This is a genomic window from Mesorhizobium sp. CNPSo 4688 (genome assembly GCF_057784295.1).
Genome location: NZ_JBWLUY010000023.1, coordinates 1 through 18,570, shown reverse-complemented (window position 1 = coordinate 18,570; position 18,570 = coordinate 1). Strand labels below are relative to the sequence as shown.

Genomic DNA, 18,570 nt, shown 5'->3' with positions numbered 1-18,570 from the left:
GTGACTAAATGAACGCAATTGAATTCGACAAGGTCACGCTGACCTATGGGGGACGCCGGGTTTTATCCGACGTCTCCTTTTCGATTCCGCAAGGCGCTTTTATCGGCCTGCTCGGCGCCAATGGCGCCGGCAAGACGACGATGCTGCGCGCCATACTCGGCCTGATAAAGCCGGCCGGCGGTGCCATCTCGGTGCTCGGCAAACCGCCGACGCGCGGCAACGCTGCAATCGGCTATATGCCGCAGGCGCGGCGCGCGCTTGGCGATGTCGGCATCAGCGGCCTCGACTTCGTGCTGAGTGCCGCCGGCGGGCATCGCTGGGGCTGGCCGGTCGCTTCTGCTGCGGAGAAGGAAGCCGCCTGGAAAGCGCTCGAAGCGATTGGCGCAACCGATCTCGCGCGGCGGCCGCTGGGCGAACTTTCCGGCGGCGAGCGCCAGCGCATCCTGATCGCGCAATCGCTGATCGGCGATCCGCAACTGCTTCTGCTCGACGAGCCGCTGATCAGCCTCGACGCGGCGCATCAGCGCGCGATCATCGAGCTGGTGCACGAGATCGGCGAGCGGCTCGGCATCGCCGTGCTGTTCTGCTCGCACGAGATCAACCCGCTGCTGCGCGCCGTCGACCGCGTGCTCTATCTCGGCAATGGCAAGGCCGCGATCGGCTCCGTCGACGAGGTCATCAGCGGCCCGGTCCTGTCGAAACTTTATGGCACGCACATCAATGTGGTGCGGGTCGCCGGACGTATCTTCGTCATGGCCGACGATGTCGAACTGGAAAGCGGGGCGCATGTCCACGATCTTTGACTATGAATTCATGCGCAACGCCTTCTATGCCTGCACCATTGTCGGCATCGTTTCGGGCGCAGTCGGCTATTTCCTCGTGCTCAGGGGCCAAACCTTCGCCGGTCATGCGCTCTCCCATGTCGGCTTTCCCGGCGCCACCGGTGCCGGCCTGATCGGGCTGTCGCCGTTTCTGGGTCTCACCGTGTTCACGATCGCTGCCGGCATCGGTATCGGACTGCTCGGCGAACGCGCGCATCGCGACGTCGCCATCGGCATCGTTTTGACGCTGTCGCTGGGTCTCGGCTTGCTGTTTCTGCATTTCTACACCGCCTTCGCCTCGCAGGCGACCAACGTGCTGTTCGGCAATGTGCTGGGCATCAGCCTGCGCACCGTCATCGTGCTGGCGGTGCTGGCGGTGGCAATCCTCGCCGCTTTGGTGCTGATCGCCCGGCCGTTGCTGTTCGCCAGCCTGCAGCCGGAACTCGCCGAAGCGCGCGGCGTGCCGATCACCCTGGTCTCGACCCTGTTCATGGTGCTGGTCGCCGTCGCCACCTCCGAGGCGGTGCAGATCGTCGGTGTGCTGCTGGTCTTCGCGCTGATGGTGGCGCCCGCCGCCACCGCGCTCAGGCTGACCAGCGGCGTCGCCGCCGGCGTGCTGGCCTCGATCGCGCTTGCCGTCGTCATTGCGTGGATCAGCCTGTCGCTCGCCTTCCTGACCGACTGGCCGACCAGCTTCTGGATCACGGCGCTGGGCGCTGCCGCCTATGTCATCAGCGGCATGGCGCGGCGCTCGACGGCCGCACCGGAGGCGCGATTGGCCGATGGCAATCCCTGATTGCAATGCCGGGCGGCGGATCGGCCAGACCGGCTAGCAAAGCCCAAAACGGACGTTGGGGAATTACACCCAAAAAAAGTCAGGTTGAAAACCAGCCTACTGAAACGTTTCAGCCGGGAAAGGCAAATCGATTCAAGCGCCTAGATCGCAACGGAAGTGACGCCGGCGTCGCCACTGTCGACCCGCGGGAAAGCCCGGAAAACCGCCACTTACAACGATTTTTGCCGTGGCAGATCGCCTCCGGGCAGTTGCCGAAAAGCCAGCCGGGAGGCACAAAATCGACCTCCCGGCATCCTCTGGACGGGCGTTGACAGACCGCGGGGGTGCATGCGTATACCAAGCCATGGGTCACGCCATGGCCGTGGCGGTTGAACGGGGCTGGGGGGTTTCGTTACAACAGCATTGACGGCCCGGCGCCGGACGGGCGGCATGCACTCAGTAGAGTGCGCCGCTCGCTCTTGGCTGACAATCGGCAAGGTCGCCCGGCAGCGGTGCGGCGATCCTGGCAGGCGACCTCATCGACAAGGCACCGCAGAACGCCATCGTCTCAGCTTTTCGATCCGCATCGGTTCGAAGCGAACGAGGTGACGCCCCCTTTAACCGATATTCGCTTTGCTACGTCCTCCTCTTCCCGACGGGATGAGGGGGACGCTGGCGGCTGCGCAAGGAGATCACAACATCGCGTCGGCACCGGCTGGGATCGATTCAATTCGCGACTCCGGCCCGGCAATGGTGTAAAGAAGAGGTTGAACGGAGGCGAAAGCGCCTCCAGATCGGCTTTGAGCCTTGTTCCATCCCATCGCGAATATCGAGGACGCGCAGACGCTTGCGCAGGCGATCGTCAATACGATTGTCGAACCGTTCCTCGTGCTCGACGAGCAGTTTCATGTGCTGGCGGCCAGCCGCTCCTTCTATCAGACCTTCAAGGTCGACCCCGAACAGACGCATGGCGCCCTGCTCTATGCGCTCGGCGACGGCCAATGGGATATTCCGGCACTGCGCGTGCTCCTGGAGACGATCATCCCCGAGAAGACCGCCATGGACGGCTTCGAGGTTTCCCATGATTTCCCCACCATCGGCCACCGCACCATGCTGCTGAACGCGCGCAAGGTGCTCTACGATCACAGTTCGGTCATAACCATCCTGCTTGCCTTCAACGACATCACGGCCCGCCGTTCCATCGAGAAGGAAAAGGAGGAGCTGCTTGCCCGCACCGAAGAATTGCTGCGGCAGAAGGATGTGCTGCTGCGCGAGATGGAGCACCGGGTCGCCAACAGCCTGCAGATCATCGCCAGCATCCTTTTGCTGAAGGCGCGCTCGGTCACCTCGGAGGAAACCCGCCAGCATCTGAGGGATGCGCATCAGCGGGTGCTGTCGGTGGCCGAAGTGCAGCGCCATCTCCACACAGAGGCCGGGCTCGAAGAGATCGATGTCGTGTCCTATCTGTCGAAGCTGTGCAGCAGCCTGGCCTCGTCCATGGTCGGCGATGTCCAGCCGATCGAGGTCAACGTCACGGCGCAAGGCGGCAGGATCGATTCGCAAAAGGCAGTGAGCCTCGGCCTGATCGTCACCGAGCTCGTTCTCAATGCGATCAAATATGCCTTCCCGATGGAGAAGGCCAAGGCGCTGATCCAGGTCTCCTACGAGACCGATGGCAGTGACTGGAAGCTGACTGTGTCCGACAACGGCGCCGGCAAGCCCGCCACCATTGTCGCCAGTGCGGGCCTGGGAACAGCCATCGTCGAGGCGCTGGTCAAGCAACTCGAAGCCAAGATCGAGGTCATCAGCGACAGCAACGGCACCAGCGTGTCGGTGACCAGGGCGACGTTCATCTCGCGGGTGCCGCGCGCGGCGTAGCGCGGTCCACCCGGTAGCGGGAGCCTTGGCTCAGCTTCGCCATCAGATTTAATTCCACCAAAGGCCGGATCGATAGCCGATATGTCGCAGATAGTTGCCAAGTCCGAAGAGCAGAAGGATGCCGAAGCCGAGGTCGAGGGCTTTCACGACGACCTCGGCCCGTTCGTGGTTGCCGCCGAGACGACACGAATGGCGATGGTTTTCACCGATGCAAAGGAACGCGGCAATCCGATCATTTTTGCCAATGACGCCTTCCTCGCCTTGACCGGATACGCCAGGGAAGAGGTCCTTGGCCAGCCCTTCAATTTCCTGATGGCGGACGCCACCGACGCCGGGGCGCTGAAACGCATCAAGATCGAATTCGAAGCCAATGCCCAGTCGGGCACGGAAATCCTTTACCGGCGCAAGGATGACAGCGAATTCTGGGCGGGCCTTTTCGCCAGTCCTGTGCGGGACGAGAGCGGCGCCATCGTCCAGTATTTTACCTCCTTCGTCGATCTGACCAAACACAAGGAGGAGCAGGCGCAGTCCAAAATGCTGATCGAAGAGCTGAACCACCGCGTCAAGAACACGCTCGCAACGGTTCAGTCGATCGTCTGGCAGGCGTCGCGCGCCAATTCCGACCCGCGGGCGATCCGCGAAGCCGTCGAGTCCAGGTTGTTTGCGCTCTCCCGGTCGCATAATTTGCTGACCCGTGAAAATTGGCACAGCGCCGGGCTGCTTGACGTGCTGCACGATGCCCTGGAACCGTTCGGGGTCAGTGACGGCCAGGCGGAGCGCCTGGTGATTTCAGGCGAGAACATTCGCCTCTCGACCAAAGCGGCCCTGGCGCTTGGCATCGCCTTCAACGAACTCGCAACCAACGCGGTGAAATACGGCGCGTTTTCCAATGACAAGGGTTCGATCCGGATCGACTGGACGATCGAGCCGACGCCCGATGGCCGATTGCTGGTCCTTTCCTGGCGAGAGAAGGACGGGCCGCCGGTTGCGCAGCCGCTGCGAAAAGGGTTCGGCTCGCGTGTGATCGAGCGCGGCCTGACCCACGAACTCGAAGGCACTGTGCAACTCGACTATCGTCCGGATGGGTTGATTTGCACGATGAACATTCCGGTACCGGGATCACGCGATGGATAAACTCCTGTCTGGACATAAGCTTCTTTCTGGCCGTCGCCTCCTCGTTGTCGAGGATGAAATTCTGGTCCTGATGATGATCGAGGACATGCTGGGCGACCTTGGCTGCGAATCCCTGACCTCAGCCGCGACGATCGACAAGGCAATCGCCCTGATCGAAGCGCAGGTCTTCGACGCCGCCATGCTGGACATGAATCTGGATGGCGACGACAGCCACACTGTGGCCGACGCGCTTGCCAAGCATGGCGTGCCGTTCATCTACTCGACCGGCAACAACGATCACGACATGCGCGAAGGCTTCAGCAATCGTGGCGTGCTTCGCAAGCCGTTCAGCTTTGACGAATTGACCGCAAAACTCGACCACCTTCTTGCTCCCTGACTATGGGAGCAATTGTTTTGCCGGCTGTCAGGCCATTGCGCCTGGCGGATAGAGCCAGGTGGACCGCAGGAAGGCAAGTATTTCTGCCGCGAGCGCCTCTGGCTGGAACAAGAACGCCGCGCGGCCGTTTGTATTGAGTGGCAATCGTTTTGCCGCAGCTCAAGAAAAAGGCGGGCCGTCATGAACAGCATTATTTGGTTGGTCGGAGCCGTCGTTATTGTGCTGGCGATTATGAGCTTTTTTGGTTTTCGTTAGGCCACCCGGTTTACGGCAGACACAAGTCACTGGTCAGGCAAGAGCGGCATACGCCGAACGGTGGCGCCGCATAGGAGACGAATATGGATATCACCACAATTCTCGTCATCGTTCTTATTGTTCTACTACTCGGCGGCGGTGGCTTTTACGGCCGCGGACGCTGGTACTGACAACAGAGATCATCGCCCAGTCCGGAGCCTTTGGTTCCCGCACGCCGCCCGATCGGCCCGCGTCCTCCGCCGGAGGCGTGGGCTTTTTTGTGTCCTCCTGGCATCTCGAAATTGCCGATCGGTGGCGACACCGCGTTTAGGCGACGGCTCCTCCCCGATGAGCAACGGCCCTGCCCGATACCGGCGAATTCATACGATCAACGTGGAACAAACGCCTTGCTGATGCGTTCATTGGATACATCGGGCGTCCCAAAGCGCTCGGTCGTTAAAGAACCCGCCTCCCTCCCCCTCCGGAAGCGGGTTTTTTTGCGCCTGGGAAGCAGGCGGCGGCGTTGGGCTCCGAAAATTAACCGCGCGGCCGGGCCTTGGGCTTGTCCGATGTATCCGATGGATTTGCTGACAGCCTGGCGGACCGCTGATCGTTAAGCTGATCGCTAAGTCGCGCCGCCTTCTTTTTCGCCTCAGCCGCAACAGCAGTGCCAGTCAGCTTCGGCTTTGCTGCAATCGCATAGTCGGCTCTATTCGTCCGGTAATCCGTTTGAATGGCCATTTTGTGATACTCCCTGATGGACGTAAACGCGTTCGAGCGCCAAGACGTTCCAGATCCCGTCTCGCCGCGACTGGTGCCCATCGTCCTCCCGGGCAGTCGTCTAGCGATATGCCTGCCGCCCCGACATCGTCTCGATCCTGATGTGGTAGAACAGATGGCTGCCCGATCCGGCCTGCTGGCCGGGTTTCAATGCTCCCGGCTCCCACCAATTGGCGTGCTTCTGCAGCAGCGACCAGGCAAATTCCCGGTCATGATTGGACGCAGGGATCTGCTGATCCCTGGCCGGAATCGTTCTGTCGAGCGCGGGTGGTTTGGGCAGATCCTCGAACAGCCCGTCGACGACAACGCTCTTCCAGCCATGAACGGTGCCTACATCGTCGACCTGCAGGCAGACATGCGGGTTCTCTCGCATCCATTCGACCTTCTGGCCCGGCAGCGAGAAACTGAAGATGAAATTGTCGCCGAAGGCAAAATGGATCGGCACCACGTAAGGCCTGTTGTCGCGGACGCAGGCCAGCCGGCCGAGCCTGGCCGACTTCAGCATCGTGGTGCATTCCTGCTGCGTCATCTCCCTGATGTCCATTGTTCCTCCCGTCGATACTCGTTGAGTGTTTGCGTTGAAAAATCAGGCTGCGAGATCGATGCGCCTGATGGCCCGGACCGCCTCCGACTCGGCGACGCCGATCAGCGCATCGATGGCCTGGATGGTCTCGATTTGGCCGCGCGCCGCCACCGTCCTGCGCAAGGCATGGAGGTCGTCGCGGATTTCGCAGAGTGTGGTTCGAACCGTGAGGGCCATGGGCCGCCTTCCTCCGGACACAACCGCCGGAGGCAGTGATCGGTTCCGTCGCGACCAGATGACTCGCTAATGTCCTGATAGGGCCTATGACACAGGTGTCGACGGCCATGTAACGGGCACCGGTCTTGAGAGCGTACATCGTACTCCCGCCCTGCAGGAGCCATACGATGCAAGACCACACCACACCGCTCCTATCCGCGCACGACTTCGACATTGTAAGAAGTGCTTTCAGGCTATCGGTCGTCGAAGGGCAGATTGCCGAGCGGCACTGGATTCAGCATGCGCGGGATTTGCTGCGCGAACTCACCGGCCATGAAGATGCGGATGAAAGCACCCTCAACAGGATCATCCAGAGATAGTCAGGCGACTTGTCCATCAGCCGGCTTTCTGCGCGGCGCGCGAAAGCTTCACTTTGGAAAAACATTTTATCCGCCCTTGGTTGTGGGGCAACATTATTCCCCATTTTAGCAAGTTTGTGGAACCTTACCCCCGCCGGTTCCGTTCTTCCTCCGATCGCTGCTTGGAACCATCCGAAGGCAATCAGGAGAAATATCATGAACATCAAGAAGCTTTGCATCGGCGCGATGGCGCTTACGATGATGACCGGCGCAGCATTCGCCGGCACCACCACCGGCACCTCGGCGCTCGACGATCCGGCGAAGATGTCCCCCTTCTTCACCGATGCCGGCATGAAGACCATGCGGCCCGCGGAAGAATTCAAGACCGCCTGGCTGGCGATGAAGGAAGAAGACCGCGCCGGGATGACCAAGGAATGCGGCGACGAGGCGATCGCCAAGTCGCATGACGATTTCTGCAAGATGACCAAGCAGCTCGGCGGCGCCAACTAGGCGCGGCCAACGCCAAGATTCAGATGGCGGGCGGAAATGCCCGCCATTTTTATGCGCGGTCTTCAGGCGAGCCTGACGACGAAGTGCTTGGTCACCGGCTCGAGGATCTTCCAGGTTCCCTTGAAATCGGCTTCGACCACGAACGCATCGCCGGGGCCAACCTCGACCGGGGTGCCGCCATCCGGCGTGATGATGATGCGGCCGGCGATCATGTGCACGAACTCATAGTCGGTGTAGGTGGCGTGGTAAGTGCCGGGCGAGGCCCGCCAGGTGCCCGACATCACCTTGCCGTCGGCGGTGGTATGCTGCACAGCGGTCTGCATGGTCGGCCTGCCCTCGACCGCAATCCAGCCCGGCAGGTCTTCGCCATCGGCATGCTCGACGGCGCCGAATTTGAGGATTGTGGTGTTGGTCATGGGAGGGCTCCGTTCCGCCGGCATTGGCTGCCGGTTGGATAGCCGATGCGCATGACAGGGGCAACGCAAGGGCCGACCGCAAATGTCGGAGATTGGCGAAGGTGGCGGGGAGGTAATCTCCCCCCTTGAGGGGGAGATGTCGCCGAAGGCGACAGAGGGGGTCCCCGCGCGTGAAGCGCCAGCCTTCACCTGCTGGATTAGGCCGAGTCCGGTCGAACCGACCCCCTCTGGCCGCTTGGCGGCCATCTCCCCGTCAAGGGGAGATCGGCAGTTCATCTCCCTCAATGTTGCACCGCGATAGATTTGTTGCATTGCGATATCAGCCTGCAGGGTCGAGTCTTTGCATCGGGCGGGCTGTCAACGGCTACGGCCCCACGCGTCCATTCCGGCGCGCAGGGACGTCGCAGCACGTGTGATCCCGGCGAGATGTTACGGCATCTCGGCCAGGCGGACTTCGGTCCGGGGTCATGCGACAGGACGAGGTTTCACCGTGTCAGCATCGTTCCGGCCCGATATCGAAGGATTGCGCGCACTGGCGGTTGCCGGTGTCATCGCCTTCCATTTCGGCCTCACCGGCCTGCCCGGCGGCTTTGTCGGCGTCGACATCTTCTTCGTCATCTCGGGCTATCTGATCACCCGTCATCTGCTCGCCGAGATCACCGAGACCGGCCGGCTGAACCTGTGGCGCTTCTATGCCAGGCGCGCCAGGCGGCTTTTGCCGGCGTCGCTGTTCGTCATCCTCGCCACGCTGGTGGCCGGTGCCTTCATCCTGTCGCCGGAGGAACAGTCGCTCTATTCCAAGGGCGCCATGTATGCCTCGGCCTACATGATCAATCTGTGGCTGATCCGCTGGTCGTTCGACTACTTCGCGGCGGATGCGACCAGCAACCCGTTCATCCATTTCTGGTCGCTGTCGGTGGAGGAACAGTTCTATCTCGCCTGGCCGGCGCTGCTTGTGCTGGCGGCATGGCTGCGCCCCGGCAAGCGCGGCGCGATCCTGGTGATCGGCATTGCCGGCCTCATCTCGTTCGCCGTCTGTGCCTGGCTCACCACCATGGCGCAGCCCTGGGCCTTCTATTTCTCGCCGCTGCGCGCCTGGGAATTCGCCGCCGGCGGGTTGGCGACCATGCTGCCGCAAAAATTCTGGCAGGACCGCCCGCTTCTCGCGGCGCCGCTGGCATGGCTCGGCCTGGCGCTCATCGCCGGCGCCTATCTCTCCTTTACCGAGGACGCCCCCTTCCCCGGCTTCATGGCGCTGATGCCGGTGGCTGGAACCGTGCTGTTGCTGCTGGCGGGAGCGGCCGGCGTCAGGAATGGCCCCAGTGCCGTCCTGGCGCTGCCGCCCCTGCAGTGGGTCGGCAAGCTCTCCTACTCGCTCTATCTCTGGCATTGGCCGGTGATCGTCTTTGCCGCGACGCTGGTGCCCGAGCTTTCGCCGCTGCAGCGGCTCGGCTGCATGGCGCTGACGCTGGTGCTGTCGCTGTTTACCTACCACTTCATCGAAAACCCGATCCGCCGCAACGGCTGGCTGATGGCCAATGCGGCGCGGGCGCTGGTGCCGGCCGTCCTCCTCACCGGCACCGGCGTCGCAGCCGCCTATGCCAATGCCAGGCTTGTCGTCCACGATCTCGATCCGCAGCAGCGCAGCATCGCCGCCAGTGCGGCGCGCCCCTCCACTGCCCGAGAGGCCGGCTGCGTTCTCAGCTATGAGACGGTGACGCCAAAAGCCTGCATGTTCGGGACCCAAACCGCCGGGCGCACGATTGCGCTGTTTGGCGACTCGCATGCCGACCACTGGTCGACGCCGCTGATCGAGGCGGCTGAGAAGAACGACACCAAGGTCGTCACCTGGCTCAAATCGTCCTGCCGGGCCTCGCGGATGACGGTCTGGGTGAGCAAGCTGAAACGCGACTACACCGAGTGCGATCAGTGGCGCGAGCGATCGATCAGGCAGATCATCGCGGCACGGCCGAGCCTGGTGGTGATTTCGGAGATCGCGCAGACGAGTTTGCGCAAGATGTCGGTCGGCATGCAGATGCCCGAAAGCCGGGATGCCGACGCGCGGGCTGGCCTGCGCGCGACGCTGGAAGCGTTCAGCAAGGCCGGGCTGAAGGTCGCCTTCATCCGCGACGTGCCGTTCAACGACGACCATGTCGACACCTGCGTGGCGCGTGCGCTGTGGCGCGGGCAGACGCCGTCCATGTGCGACCAGAAGCGGACTGAGGCCGCCAACGACGCCGGCGCGGCGATGGAGCGCGACATCGTGCGCGCCATTCCCGGCGCCAGCTACATCGACCTGACCAGCCAGTTCTGCGACCAGAACACCTGCCACGCCTTCATCAACGGCAAACTCGCGTACCGCGACCGCCACCATCTGGCGACGCCGTTTGCGGAATCGCTGGAGCCGGTGGTGGAGAAGGCGCTGTTCTGATGCATGTCGCCCAAAAGTGTGCAGCGGTTTTTGGGACAACGACATGCATGGAAACAAAGACTTAAAGGGCGTCGACTGAAACCGTTCAGTGCGGCGGGCTTTAAGGCGTTAGATGAGAACAGCGGGGGCGCTGGCGGCCTGACCTTTCTGCTCGAGGGAGAGGTCACATTGCTCCGATCCGTCCCCTCCCGGATCGGGCAATGCGGGTGGGAGGTGCTCTCCAGGCTGGAACACCTCTCACCCGGCTCCAGCGTTGTCGGCGGCCAATATCCGAACGCCAGGCTGGCCACGCCGGAGGGAGCCTATGCGCCGGTTTCCTTCGTCACCTTCACCTCAACGGTCATCCCCAGGAAACTCGAGGCACTGCCGGAGTAGCTTCCAGAAAGCGGTATGGCTTGCCCGGGATGCCTGGCGACGGCCACCCTGATCAGATCCCGGTTGCCGACAATGCCATTGGTGGGATCGAACTCGACCCAACCGGCGCCAGGCAGGTAGACCTGGCACCAGGCATGCGTCGAGCCTCCGCCGCGGATTTCGGTACTGTCGCGGCTCGGCACATAGACGTAGCCGGTCACGAAGCGGGCAGCAAAGCCGAGCGAGCGAACCGCCTCCATCATGAAAAGCGCAAAGTCCCGACATGTGCCTTTGCGCAGATGCAAGGTCATCAGCGGCGGCTGCGTCCCGGTTTCGACCCGCCGGGAATAGACGAAGCTCTCGTGGATGGCGTAGCAGAGCGTCATCAGCAATTTGCCGGTCTCGGTGTGTCCCGTGGCACTGACAAACTGGCGCGCCCATTTGCCGACCTCGTCGCCGTCGTCGAGATGATGGCGCTCCATGGTCTGAGCGAGGTCGGCCGCCTCGTCGGGATCGTAGGAGAATGGATAATTCAGCGCGGCCTCATCGATGCGGAAATCAGGCGCATGCTGCGGCGTGTGATCGAGCCGGATGTCTGTGGCGAAACGGAGTTCCTTGGCCGAACCCTCGAAATCGATCACCGCAACGCAATTGCCAAAAACGTCATGGATCCAGCCAACCGCCTTCGGTTCGGGGTCCACGGACAAAGCATGGTCCAGCAGCCGCTGATCAAAACTGTCGCGCGGCCGACACATCACCCGATGCTCGCCAAAGCTCACGGGCTGGCGATAGCGATAGACGGTCGTGTGCTTGACTGAAAAAATCGGCATCGGCATCCGTCGGCAAATTCAATTGCGGCGCGATCATATAGTGTTTTGGGGGTGCAGCCGATGGGGCGGGTTTGGGGGGCATGCGCGGAGTGTTTTCGCGCAGGCGACCCTCGCGCGATCGGATGGCGCTGGCGCCGTTCCTAAGGCGCGAACGTCGGCCTCTGACAGCCTGTTAATGTGCAACCTGGGAAGCTGCCGACATCAATTCCTCGGGATTCGGTGCCCTGAACGTATTGAGGCCATCCTCCAGAACTTCAGTGAAGCTCCAGCGTACAACGCCCCCTCGGTCGATAAGGAACTGACCGACAAGCAGCTCCTTGGCGGAAGCCATCATTTGCTGATCGGCTTCCATAATCTCATACCCCTCCTTCTTGTTGAGAAACTCGTCCATTGCCATGGGGTCCATAGGCTCGGGCAACTCGCCCGGGAGATGGATCCGGATCCCCATGACCTTGTCCATCCCGAGCTCGCGCAATCCGAAAGCACGGTGTGAGGCCCGCTCCGGGTCGGATGCGGCGAGAAGGTCGGGTGCCGGATGGTAACGGAAATAGAGCCGCGCCCGCTCGACCGGCGTATTGACCACCGCCAGGCATTCGACGCCTCTCTCACGCAGGGCCGGCTCGAGTTGCGCCATTGCCGCGACATTGCGCCGACAGAAGGCACAGTGCAGGCCTCGAAACAAACCGATCAACAACGGGCTTCGGCCTCGAAAATCGTCCAGCGCGATTTTGCCTTCGCGGGAGATCGCATCGAGCACAATATTCGGCGCCCGGTCGCCCGGCTGCAGTGGGCGGTCGACACTACTCGTGGACATGGACAACCTCCTCGCCCCGGATAAGCACACCCAGCGTTTCGGAGTTGAGCCCGTGCCGGGGCGCCAAGACAAAAAAGCTTTCGACCTCTGCCATTTTGCCGAGGTCGAGATTGCGTGCACTGCAAGCGCATCATAACACAAAAAAAGCATCTGCGGGTCGCCCGTTTCGCAAGCCGTCTCGAGTGCTGCGGTAAACGGCGGGTCGTCTCATCCGCGCCATGGGACAACACAACGGCCCATCATCCCCTCGAACCCATCCGCCAAATTCGCCGCCGCCTCCACCAGCATGGAGCGCACGCTTCTCGGGCGGCCGGGCGTCGGGTTGGCGTCGAGCAGCACTGGCTGGCCCCGGTGGATGACGAAATCGAACTTGCCGTAGTCGAAGCCGAGTTTTTGGCGCAGAAGGCGCATCTCGTCGGGCACCGGCACCGGCTCGCGCCTTATCGTCTCGGAGGCTTTCACCACGGCGTTGGGCGAGACATAGCGCGCGCAGCGTTCGCGGGTCCCGCAGAACACCCAGATGCGGGTGCCGAAACCATCGGCGACGATTTCCGGGATGAATTTTTCCACCACCAGATCGGGCCGTTCGAGCAGCTCGGGAGGCACGTCGCCACGCGCGGCGAAAACCTCATAGCGGGGCATTTCGCGCGCGCCGGGAAAGGGCATTTCGCGACCATGGCGCGCGGCGCGCAGATTGAAGCGAGCTTCGGGCAGGCCGTGGTGGTTGAGGTTGCTCTTGACGATCACCGGCCCGCGCCAGCCGTCACCGTCGCGCAGCAGCGCCTGGCTGATGCGGCGCTTGGAAATGTCTGAGACAGCAAGGTTCAGACAGAACGGAAAGCGGGCGGCATAGTCGACATAGGCTTGCGGCACGATGGTGGCGTCGACATGCAGGATGGCGAGATCGGCATCGGGCGGTTGCGACAGGCCGCAAAGCCGCCTCACTCGGTGGCCGCGCCGCTTGAGCTCGGCCAGGATGTCGAACAGCATGTACGGGCTGTCGCGCCGGCGCAGCGGGTGCCACGGCGTCTGGAACCGGTCATATTCATGCGTGACCACAGCGATGTGCGCCACGTGTGCTCCCCCAAGCGGCGACGCGCATATTCAAACGGTTTTGGTGGGATCGCAAGGATGGGTGCCGGCGGGGACAACCAAGCGAAAAGCGCTGCACCCACCACGCTTGCAAATCTCCACCCAGATGCCATCTAGATCTCAGGCGCGCAGCCGGTGCGCACCTAGCCACGGAGAACAAGATTTTGACGCAGCGAAGCGGCAGTGCGGACCTGCCGCTGCATGGCGGGCGGGTGCCGAAATGGTTGGGCGATCGTATGACACGGCTGGGCGCGGTGCTGTGCGAGGCGATCATCCATCACTATGGCCGCGACGAGCTGTTGCGGCGGCTGGCGCATCCCTTCTGGTTCCAGTCCTTTGGCGCCGTGATGGGCATGGACTGGCACTCCTCAGGCATCACCACCTCGGTCGTCGGCGCGCTGAAGCGCGGGCTGAATTCGATGTCGCGCGAGCTCGGCATCCATGTCTGCGGCGGGCGCGGCGTGCATTCGCGCAAGACGCCGCAGGAACTGACGGCGATCGGCGAGCGCGTCGGCATCGATGGCGCGGCGCTCGCCACCGCCAGCCGCCTGGTCGCCAAGGTGGACAGCGCCGCCGTGCAGGACGGTTTCGACCTTTATCTGCACGGCTTCATCGTCACCGACGACAGCCGCTGGGTGGTGGTGCAGCAAGGCATGAACGGCGACAGCCGCCAGGCGCGCCGCTACCACTGGCTGTCGGAAGGGCTGACCAGCTTCGTCGACCAGCCTCATGCGGCGATCGAGGGCGAGGCCCAGGGCGAGATCGTCAACCTGACCGACCACCGCGCCGAGCCGTCGCGAACCGGGCAGCTCGAACTGTTGAAGACCATGAGCCCGGAGCGGATCCTGGACGAGCTTGCCGTGCTGGAGCCGCCGTCGAAAGTACCGCCTGCGAAACCCGCGGCTCAGCCGATGCTGCCCAACCTCGTAATGCCGGCGCATCACGACGTGCGCGAGAGCGACATCGTCATGCACCGGCTGCACGGCAACATTTCCGCCGCCATCGAAAGCGGGCCGGCCAATTTTCCCGAACTGCTGCTGGTGCCCGGAGTCGGCGCGCGCACCGTGCGGGCGCTGGCCATGGTGGCCGAAGTGGTGCACGGCGCGCCTTGCCGCTTCTCCGACCCGGCGCGCTTCTCGCTCGCCCATGGCGGCAAGGACCGGCACCCCTTCCCGGTGCCGCTGAAAGTCTATGACGAGACGATCGCGGTGCTGAAATCAGCCGTCGGCAAGGCCAAGCTCGGCCGCGAGGAAGAGCTCGGCGCGCTGAAGCGGCTGGATGGCGAAGCGCGGCGGCTGGAGCGCTACGTCACCGGGCCGAGCCTGAAAGAGATCGTCGCCGGCGAGTTCGACCAGTCGCATCTGCTTGGCGGGCGCAGTGTGTTTGGGTGGGAGAAGGCGCCGGAGGTTGGCAAGAAAGGCGTCTAGAGCAGCTTCAGAGATTGATTCACTGAACCGTCCCAACTGCCTGTTTCTATACGTTCCCCTGCTGGTTCACATGCCGATTGGCGGCTGGGGTGGCGAAGGGTTCAAAAATCGAGGGATGATGCCGACAGGTGGCGACGGTGGCTACCCTCATCCCGTATGCACCGCGCGCAGGGGCCGTCACTCTCGTAAAAATTATGGAACGAGGTCGCGCCCAGGGGGTTATATTAGATCACCTTGAACAGGAGGCAGCCATGAGAAAGCTCCTGCTTGCTTCGATTATCGCCATCTCCGCAGCGGCGGCGATGGTTGCCCCGGCGAATGCCGGCGGGCGCGTCGTCATCGGCATCGGTAACGGCTACTATGACGATTACTACAATGGCGGATATCGCGACTACTACGGCGATCGCTTCGCTCCTCGCCCCTACTATCAGTATGACGTCTACGATAACAACTACAGGTATCACCGGTACCACAGGTACCACAGGCATCATCACCGCTGCCACATAGAGTTGGTCAAGCATTGGCGCCATCATCACAGGATCGTTGAGGAAGTCCGCGTTTGCGAGTGGTGATCCCGATAGCGTAAACCGGTCCGGCCGGCATTTGCCGGCCGGCCGCTTTTGCCTCTTAGCCGACCGCCGGCCTTATCGTGGCTTGCGCATCAGCATCATCCCGTAATGCACCGCCAGCAGATCCAGCCCGACCTTCAGCAGCTTCACCACCACATCGCGTCCCTCGCCGGTACGCTCGGCAAGCGCCTTCACCGACTGGCCTTCGAGGCAGATGTTGCGGACGGCGTCGGCCAGTTCCCAATGCGCCAATGCGGCACTGGCGCCGGCATGGGCGCGACCGGCGTTGAGCACGCGGTCGGGAATGCCGCCATTGATGCGCCCGCCGTCGACGCGCTCTTCCCACGGCATCGGCTTCAGCCCCTCGCGCGAGGCGCGCTCGAAATCATCGCGAAAGCGCTGGCCGGCCTCGCGCTGCTGGCGCGTCAGCGAGGTGATGCCGACAAGCGGATCGACATTGCGCAGCCGCACGACACCACCGGTCGCGGTGTAACCGCCATTGGAAACCTCGTAGACGCGCCGCGCCTCCTCGGTACCGACGCTGAGCCGCTTGCGTCCGAATCGATCATCCTTCAGGGCGAAATCATGGCCGATCTCGCGACGAATGCGCACCTGCTCGGCTTCGTCCCTGGGCAGTTTTGGCGGCTTTGCTTTCTGCGCGGTCTTTTTGCTCATCGATGGTCCTTGTGAGGATTGGGTTGTTGGGCCTTCAAGGTTGGAGATCCTTCGCGCCCCCCTCTGCCCTGCCGGGCATCTCCCCCACGAGGGGGGAAATCAGATGTCACGTCGGCTTTCGCCAATCACCATCGCCGCAAGGAAGGCAGCGTGGGCGGTGCTGTTAATTTCCCCCCTTGTGGGGGAGATGTCCGGCAGGACAGAGGGGGCGCTGTCCCGCTAACTTGGCTGCCCATCGCCTCGTCAACTTATTGGCGCCGATACGTTGCGCTTGGCGATCGGCTCACGGCGAAACTGGTGCTTACACCACCTCCACCACAGGCCGGTGGAAGCGCGCCTGATGATATTCGCAATAGCTTTTCAACGCCCTTGTGCGCAGGCCGCAGCACAGCATGTCCGGCGCAGGGCGGCTGCCGGGAGCATCCTTCTCGGGATCTTCCTCCAACGTCAGGTCGAGCGGCGCGCGGCAGCGGTTGAACAGGCAGTCGATGAAGCGCATGGCGGCGACATGCGGCTGGCGACCGATGGCGGCGGGGCGCGGCGCCGGCATCTTGAAGCGATAGATTTCGCCGTCGACCATCAGCCGCCCTTCGCCCGGGATCGAACGCGCCGGCCGGGCCGGCGGAAGGGGCTTGGCTGGCGCCTGCCTGGCCGGCTTCGCGGGCGGCCTGATCGACTCGATTCGGTTCGAAACTTCGACTTGCCTTGCGGGCTTGTTCGGCTGCACCGGCGGATTCTTCCTCGCGGTGTTCTCGTTGGCCGCACTCGCCCTTGCCGCATTCTTCCTGGGCCGGCCGCCGGATCGGCCGCCCTTGGGATTGGCAAAACCGATGGTCTTCAGCGCGGCGTTGCGGTGGACGATGCCGATGATGGCGTTGCGCGAGACCGTGCTGCCGCGCAGCGCCGTGAAGCGGACGGCGATACGGGTGGCCGACAGGCCATCCCTGAGCCAGACGGCAATCTCCTGCAATTCGGTCTCGGTATAGGCAGTCATGTCGGATCCATTGATTTGCGCGCAAAGGCAGGCGCTCGGCCTGAGGGCCAAGGCAAAGGTTCAGAACGTCGGGTTTGGTGTCGTCAGGCGGTGCTGGCGGCCGGCAGGGAGCCGGCGAGATGCTGCAATGCAGCTTCCGCTGCCGCTTTGGTGAGGGCGGAAACCGCCCTCCCCGTCAGCCGGTCAAACAGGATGACAGTGCCGTCTTCCGTGCGGATACAGGAGATGCCCTGCCCGCCGGAAGCAGCCCTTGGCGCACCGGCGGCGCCATCAGGCAAAAAGGTGGCCGGAGCCGGGAGAGGAGCGGCTCCGGCCGTTCCGATCGCCAGGGGGAGGCTGACCGGATCCGGGGCAAAAGCCCCGGTTGGCGTCCGGACCGGGGAGGAGGACGGCGCGGACGATTGGAGAAAGCTGACGATGCCTGCGGAAACGCTTGCGGTTTGTTTGATCATGCGCTAAGCGTACGATATGTACGAAACGTACGCAAGCGAAATCGTACGTATTGGACGATAAATTTCAGGCAATTTGTACGATGCAGGAACCGAGGCACAGATTGCAGCAGGCACGGGCGGAGGCGGGTTATGCCTCGCCAAGCGACGCCGCGCGGGCATTGCGCGACATCAACAAGAACACGTTGATCAGCCACGAGAACGGCAACCGGCCGCTGTCGCGCAAGGCGGCGGAGAAATACGGCCGCCTGTTCGGCGTCGACCCCGGCTGGCTACTGTTCAATGGCGAGAGCAGCAGCCATTCGGGCGGCCATTTCGGCTTTGACGAGGCGGGCCGGCAGATCCCGATGCCGTCGCTGGCCACGGTCGACGTGCCCATCGTCTCGTGGATCAGCGCCGGCGAACTCGGCAGCCAGGACATGGTGGTCAATCTCAGCGACTATCCGACCATCCCCACCACCGATCTCGAGCAGGGCCAGTGGATTGCGCTGCGCGTCGACGGTCCGTCGATGAACAAGATCTCGCCGCCGGATTCGATCATCTTCGTCAATCTGCGCGACAAGCGGCTGGTGACCAATGGCTGCTACGTCATTTCCGACGAAAGCGGCCAGGCCACCTACAAGCGCTATCGCCCCAACGAGAACCCGCCCTTCCAGCCGGCCTCCTACATGGACATCCCGCCGCCGGCCCTGGAAGGCGCCATCACCATCATCGGCCGGGTGAAGCGCTCGATGATCGATATGTGAGGGCTAATCTCCCCCCTCGAGGGCAGGGCTATCGCATATGAGTTTTTACGAAGAAGACCCCCACCCTAACCCTCCCCACAAGGGGGAGGGAACGCTGCCGCACGCCCTGTTTGTCTCCGCCCTTGCATCCAGACCTCAGTAATTTGCCAAGATCAGCGCCAGCAGGG

The 18,570-nt window shown here is 62.9% G+C and carries 21 protein-coding genes; 11 read left to right on the top strand and 10 right to left on the bottom strand.

The window, feature by feature from the left end; translation table 11 throughout:
• Nucleotides 1-8: 8 nt before the first annotated feature.
• The 5 genes from AC04SH_RS30025 to AC04SH_RS30005 all read left to right on the top strand — a co-directional run bounded on the left by AC04SH_RS30025 (nucleotide 9) and on the right by AC04SH_RS30005 (nucleotide 4,984).
• Complete coding sequence (locus tag AC04SH_RS30025; protein WP_488577691.1) at nucleotides 9-803, top strand: metal ABC transporter ATP-binding protein; 795 nt, start codon at nucleotides 9-11, stop codon at nucleotides 801-803.
• A complete protein-coding gene (locus AC04SH_RS30020; RefSeq protein WP_352560725.1) occupies nucleotides 787-1,617 on the top strand; it encodes a metal ABC transporter permease in 831 nt (276 codons plus the stop codon). Before AC04SH_RS30025 ends, AC04SH_RS30020 begins: the two co-directional genes overlap by 17 nt.
• A gap of 786 nt (nucleotides 1,618-2,403) precedes the next feature.
• Nucleotides 2,404-3,474, top strand: a complete 1,071-nt coding sequence (locus tag AC04SH_RS30015) for a sensor histidine kinase (protein WP_488577690.1) — start codon at nucleotides 2,404-2,406, stop codon at nucleotides 3,472-3,474.
• Between the two features lie 81 nt (nucleotides 3,475-3,555).
• Entirely contained in the window at nucleotides 3,556-4,608 is a 1,053-nt protein-coding gene (locus AC04SH_RS30010) for an HWE histidine kinase domain-containing protein (protein WP_488577689.1), read from the top strand.
• The gene (locus AC04SH_RS30005) at nucleotides 4,601-4,984 is read left to right on the top strand and encodes a response regulator (RefSeq protein ID WP_488577688.1); all 384 of its coding nucleotides are present in this window, start codon (nucleotides 4,601-4,603) and stop codon (nucleotides 4,982-4,984) included. The genes AC04SH_RS30010 and AC04SH_RS30005 overlap by 8 nt, the downstream gene beginning before the upstream one ends.
• Nucleotides 4,985-5,755: 771 nt before the next feature.
• Here AC04SH_RS30005 and AC04SH_RS30000 read toward each other — a convergent pair.
• From AC04SH_RS30000 to AC04SH_RS29990, 3 genes are all read right to left on the bottom strand, one after another.
• Nucleotides 5,756-5,959: a hypothetical protein gene (locus AC04SH_RS30000; protein WP_488577687.1), complete on the bottom strand. Its 204-nt coding sequence runs from the start codon at nucleotides 5,957-5,959 to the stop codon at nucleotides 5,756-5,758.
• Nucleotides 5,960-6,059: 100 nt separating this feature from the next.
• On the bottom strand, nucleotides 6,060-6,542 hold the full coding sequence (locus AC04SH_RS29995; protein ID WP_488577686.1) for a pyridoxamine 5'-phosphate oxidase family protein: 483 nt from the start codon (nucleotides 6,540-6,542) through the stop codon (nucleotides 6,060-6,062).
• Between the two features lie 42 nt (nucleotides 6,543-6,584).
• Nucleotides 6,585-6,758 (bottom strand): hypothetical protein, encoded by a 174-nt coding sequence (locus tag AC04SH_RS29990; RefSeq protein WP_477234610.1) that lies wholly within the window; start codon nucleotides 6,756-6,758, stop codon nucleotides 6,585-6,587.
• A 167-nt stretch (nucleotides 6,759-6,925) separates the two neighbouring features.
• Between AC04SH_RS29990 and AC04SH_RS29985 the strand changes: the two genes are divergently transcribed.
• Together AC04SH_RS29985 and AC04SH_RS29980 are read left to right on the top strand one after the other, a co-directional pair.
• Nucleotides 6,926-7,117 carry a hypothetical protein gene (locus AC04SH_RS29985; RefSeq protein WP_488577685.1) on the top strand — a complete coding sequence of 64 codons (192 nt, stop codon included), beginning with the start codon at nucleotides 6,926-6,928 and terminating at the stop codon, nucleotides 7,115-7,117.
• A 195-nt stretch (nucleotides 7,118-7,312) separates the two neighbouring features.
• On the top strand, nucleotides 7,313-7,606 hold the full coding sequence (locus AC04SH_RS29980) for a hypothetical protein (RefSeq protein ID WP_488577684.1): 294 nt from the start codon (nucleotides 7,313-7,315) through the stop codon (nucleotides 7,604-7,606).
• Between the two features lie 62 nt (nucleotides 7,607-7,668).
• Here the strand turns inward: AC04SH_RS29980 and AC04SH_RS29975 are convergent, their stop codons facing one another.
• Nucleotides 7,669-8,022, bottom strand: a complete 354-nt coding sequence (locus tag AC04SH_RS29975; RefSeq protein ID WP_488577683.1) for a cupin domain-containing protein — start codon at nucleotides 8,020-8,022, stop codon at nucleotides 7,669-7,671.
• 490 nt (nucleotides 8,023-8,512) lie between these two features.
• Between AC04SH_RS29975 and AC04SH_RS29970 the strand changes: the two genes are divergently transcribed.
• Nucleotides 8,513-10,453 carry an acyltransferase family protein gene (locus tag AC04SH_RS29970; protein WP_488577682.1) on the top strand — a complete coding sequence of 647 codons (1,941 nt, stop codon included), beginning with the start codon at nucleotides 8,513-8,515 and terminating at the stop codon, nucleotides 10,451-10,453.
• 302 nt (nucleotides 10,454-10,755) lie between these two features.
• On the opposite strand, the gene AC04SH_RS29965 is transcribed toward AC04SH_RS29970, so the two are convergent.
• The 3 genes from AC04SH_RS29965 to AC04SH_RS29955 form a co-directional block, all read right to left on the bottom strand.
• Nucleotides 10,756-11,637: a transglutaminase family protein gene (locus tag AC04SH_RS29965; RefSeq protein ID WP_488577681.1), complete on the bottom strand. Its 882-nt coding sequence runs from the start codon at nucleotides 11,635-11,637 to the stop codon at nucleotides 10,756-10,758.
• Between the two features lie 172 nt (nucleotides 11,638-11,809).
• Nucleotides 11,810-12,451, bottom strand: a complete 642-nt coding sequence (locus AC04SH_RS29960) for a peroxiredoxin-like family protein (protein ID WP_477234620.1) — start codon at nucleotides 12,449-12,451, stop codon at nucleotides 11,810-11,812.
• 207 nt (nucleotides 12,452-12,658) lie between these two features.
• Nucleotides 12,659-13,525 (bottom strand): ATP-grasp domain-containing protein, encoded by an 867-nt coding sequence (locus AC04SH_RS29955; RefSeq protein ID WP_488577680.1) that lies wholly within the window; start codon nucleotides 13,523-13,525, stop codon nucleotides 12,659-12,661.
• Nucleotides 13,526-13,707: 182 nt separating this feature from the next.
• Here AC04SH_RS29955 and AC04SH_RS29950 point away from each other — a divergent pair, with 182 nt between their 5' ends.
• Nucleotides 13,708-14,970, top strand: a complete 1,263-nt coding sequence (locus AC04SH_RS29950; protein ID WP_488577679.1) for a DUF763 domain-containing protein — start codon at nucleotides 13,708-13,710, stop codon at nucleotides 14,968-14,970.
• Between the two features lie 251 nt (nucleotides 14,971-15,221).
• A complete protein-coding gene (locus AC04SH_RS29945) occupies nucleotides 15,222-15,542 on the top strand; it encodes a hypothetical protein (protein WP_488577678.1) in 321 nt (106 codons plus the stop codon).
• Nucleotides 15,543-15,614: 72 nt separating this feature from the next.
• Here AC04SH_RS29945 and AC04SH_RS29940 read toward each other — a convergent pair whose 3' ends face one another.
• From AC04SH_RS29940 to AC04SH_RS29930, 3 genes are all read right to left on the bottom strand, one after another.
• Complete coding sequence (locus AC04SH_RS29940; RefSeq protein WP_488577677.1) at nucleotides 15,615-16,214, bottom strand: DUF6456 domain-containing protein; 600 nt, start codon at nucleotides 16,212-16,214, stop codon at nucleotides 15,615-15,617.
• Between the two features lie 301 nt (nucleotides 16,215-16,515).
• A complete protein-coding gene (locus AC04SH_RS29935; RefSeq protein WP_488577676.1) occupies nucleotides 16,516-17,208 on the bottom strand; it encodes a GcrA cell cycle regulator in 693 nt (230 codons plus the stop codon).
• A gap of 83 nt (nucleotides 17,209-17,291) precedes the next feature.
• On the bottom strand, nucleotides 17,292-17,660 hold the full coding sequence (locus AC04SH_RS29930) for a hypothetical protein (RefSeq protein WP_488577675.1): 369 nt from the start codon (nucleotides 17,658-17,660) through the stop codon (nucleotides 17,292-17,294).
• An 80-nt stretch (nucleotides 17,661-17,740) separates the two neighbouring features.
• Between AC04SH_RS29930 and AC04SH_RS29925 the strand changes: the two genes are divergently transcribed.
• Entirely contained in the window at nucleotides 17,741-18,403 is a 663-nt protein-coding gene (locus AC04SH_RS29925) for a LexA family transcriptional regulator (RefSeq protein WP_477234632.1), read from the top strand.
• Nucleotides 18,404-18,570 lie beyond the last annotated feature (167 nt).